2 protein-coding genes and 1 pseudogene are annotated in these 2433 nt (G+C 35.6%); 2 read left to right on the forward strand and 1 reads right to left on the reverse strand.

Going from position 1 to position 2433, the window contains the following annotated elements:
- The first annotated feature begins 374 nt into the window (after positions 1 to 374).
- Together ABFC98_02025 and ABFC98_02030 are read left to right on the forward strand one after the other, a co-directional pair.
- A pseudogene (locus ABFC98_02025) lies at positions 375 to 611 on the forward strand (N-6 DNA methylase).
- 164 nt (positions 612 to 775) lie between these two features.
- Entirely contained in the window at positions 776 to 1918 is a 1143-nt protein-coding gene (locus ABFC98_02030; protein MEN6444806.1) for a Fic family protein, read from the forward strand.
- Positions 1919 to 2198: 280 nt separating this feature from the next.
- Here the strand turns inward: ABFC98_02030 and ABFC98_02035 are convergent.
- The coding region (locus tag ABFC98_02035) for a hypothetical protein (protein ID MEN6444807.1) at positions 2199 to 2433 on the reverse strand (235 nt) is incomplete at its 5' end.

The raw sequence follows: 2433 nt of genomic DNA on the forward strand, positions 1-2433 counted from the left end.
GTTATCATGAAATAGCTGATTTCACAAATGGCAAAGACCATTCAACTCATCAAATGGCTGTTCAAATTCTCAATGAAGAATTAGAACACGAAAATGATATAGAAGATTGGATAAACGACATTGCCCGAATGAAAGAAGAGTGGAAAAAGATTAAAATATAACAAACTCCGACAGGTGCAAATAAAAAAGAAGAAAGCCTCCCAAAGATGAGATCATATGAACATTACAGAGAGATACTTCAAGGAAGAGGGAGCTACTCTATGACAGCTATTGACGCCACATTTTAAGCTTGTTGAATCTAAGTAGAAAGGATGGTAAATGGCAAAGAAAAATGGAAGAGCTACTGTGGATGATGCAATGGATGCTATAGAAAAGCAAAAGGTAAGAAAGATGGCCAGTTCAATACTCCTAAAAGCGTTTTTCAGAAACGTTTGTTGCTAATCATCAAGGGAAAAGTTAACGATATTTCTATATGCGGACAGGAAAGCAACCAAATCACCTGTCGTTTGTGCAAAATTAACCTGGCTTTTTGAAGCATTGACAGTTTGCAGGTAAAATGCAACAAAGAAGGTTCGTTCCTGAACGATGCCCACAAAAACCTGAAAGCCGAACTGGAAGAACAACTAAAAGAAGTACTCTAAACGAAATCATTTCCGCTAACTTTTTAAAGATTAAAATGAAATTCCAAAAGTAAAATAAGATAATTTTTATTTTACTTTTATGGTTAAAAATAAAATAGCGGTTTTTTTATTTTACATTTATAAATAAAAATATGATTGAACTTGAAAATTATAAAGCCGGTCATTTTGAAAAACAATCAGGCTATAAATATTTTGTTCCGAATAGCATAAATGATGAGTGGGTATGGAAAACACCCGTAATAAACCTTTTGATAGAAAAAGCTGCGATAAAACTTGGAGAACTTAATTCTTTTGCGCGATTGGTTCCCAATATCGACCTATTTATACAATTACATGTAACCAAAGAAGCGGTAATTTCCAGTCGGATTGAAGGAACACAAACCAATATGGACGAAGCCTTATTGCCCTTTGAAGAGGTCCGTCCTGAAAGAAGAAACGATTGGCAGGAAGTAAATAATTACATTAGAGCAATAAATGAGGCTATTGTGGAACTAGAAAAATTGCCCCTATCATCAAGATTACTAAAAAATACTCACCAAATCTTGTTGCAAAGTGTTCGCGGCGAAAATAAATTTCCCGGAAAGTACCGAACCAGCCAAAACTGGATTGGTGGCAATTCACTGGCGGATGCCGTTTTTATACCTCCTGCTTATCAACTGATTAGCGAATTAATGGGCGATTTAGAAAAATTTCTTAACAATGATGAGATAAATGTACCGGCATTGGTCCGCATTGCTATAGTTCATTATCAATTTGAAACTATCCACCCCTTTTTAGACGGTAATGGACGTATAGGACGTCTGATGGTTACTTTATTTCTTGTGTCTGAAGGAATTTTAGATAAACCATTACTTTACCTGTCTCTATATTTCGAAAAAAACAAAGGTTTGTATTACGACAATTTAAGTCGTGTACGTACTCATAATGATATGTTGCAGTGGATAAAATACTTTTTAGTTGGGATTGAACAAACAGCAACCCAAGCTGTAGATACACTTTCTAATATTCTTAAACTAAAGGAAAGACTTGAAAATGAGATACGTTCCACTTTCGGACGAAGGAGCCATTCGGCCTTAAACCTGTTAACAGCCCTGTTTAAAGAACCCGTTATCACTATCGACAAGGCAACCAAAACCTGTAACCTAAGTTATAAGGCTGCCAACGATTTAGTAACAAAGATGCAGGATAAAAAATATTTGAAAGAACTTACCGGGCAAAGCCGTAACAGGATTTTTATTTTTGAACCGTATTTAAATATCTTCGAAAATGATAACTAAACGAACTACTCAACCATACATTCCCACTAACCTTTCTAAGATTAGAACTAATGAATGAATGAGTGAGTGGAAGGAATACGCTATCAGTGAAATAGCATTAAATATGGTTGAAGCACCTTTTGACGAATTGAGCAAGTTCCCTGTCCCCGTCCAATGATTGATCATTCCAAACATCCGTATCTCAAGGTTTGATGGAACAAAAGAGGAAACAAAGAACGGATTCTTATTTTTCATGAAGCAGAAAGTTATCTGGTGGTACTTGAAGACAGGGGGATACATTCTACCTTGGATGGCATATTTGGTAGAATGTAAGGCACTTATAGTTCAAATACAAATTTTGGCGAAATTCGATGTTTCGGGTTTTGGTAGATGCCATTGTTAAAGTCAAACCTGGCAAAGATTCCCCAAACGTCAGATTGTTATGCTTAACCCAAGCATAATAGAGATAAATGAACGGATAATGAACCATATAAAGAGGGTACGAAATATCCCCCAAAAACTTGCATAAGTTTATA

The sequence above is a fragment of the Candidatus Cloacimonas sp. genome (genome assembly GCA_039680785.1).
Lineage (GTDB): Bacteria > Cloacimonadota > Cloacimonadia > Cloacimonadales > Cloacimonadaceae > Cloacimonas.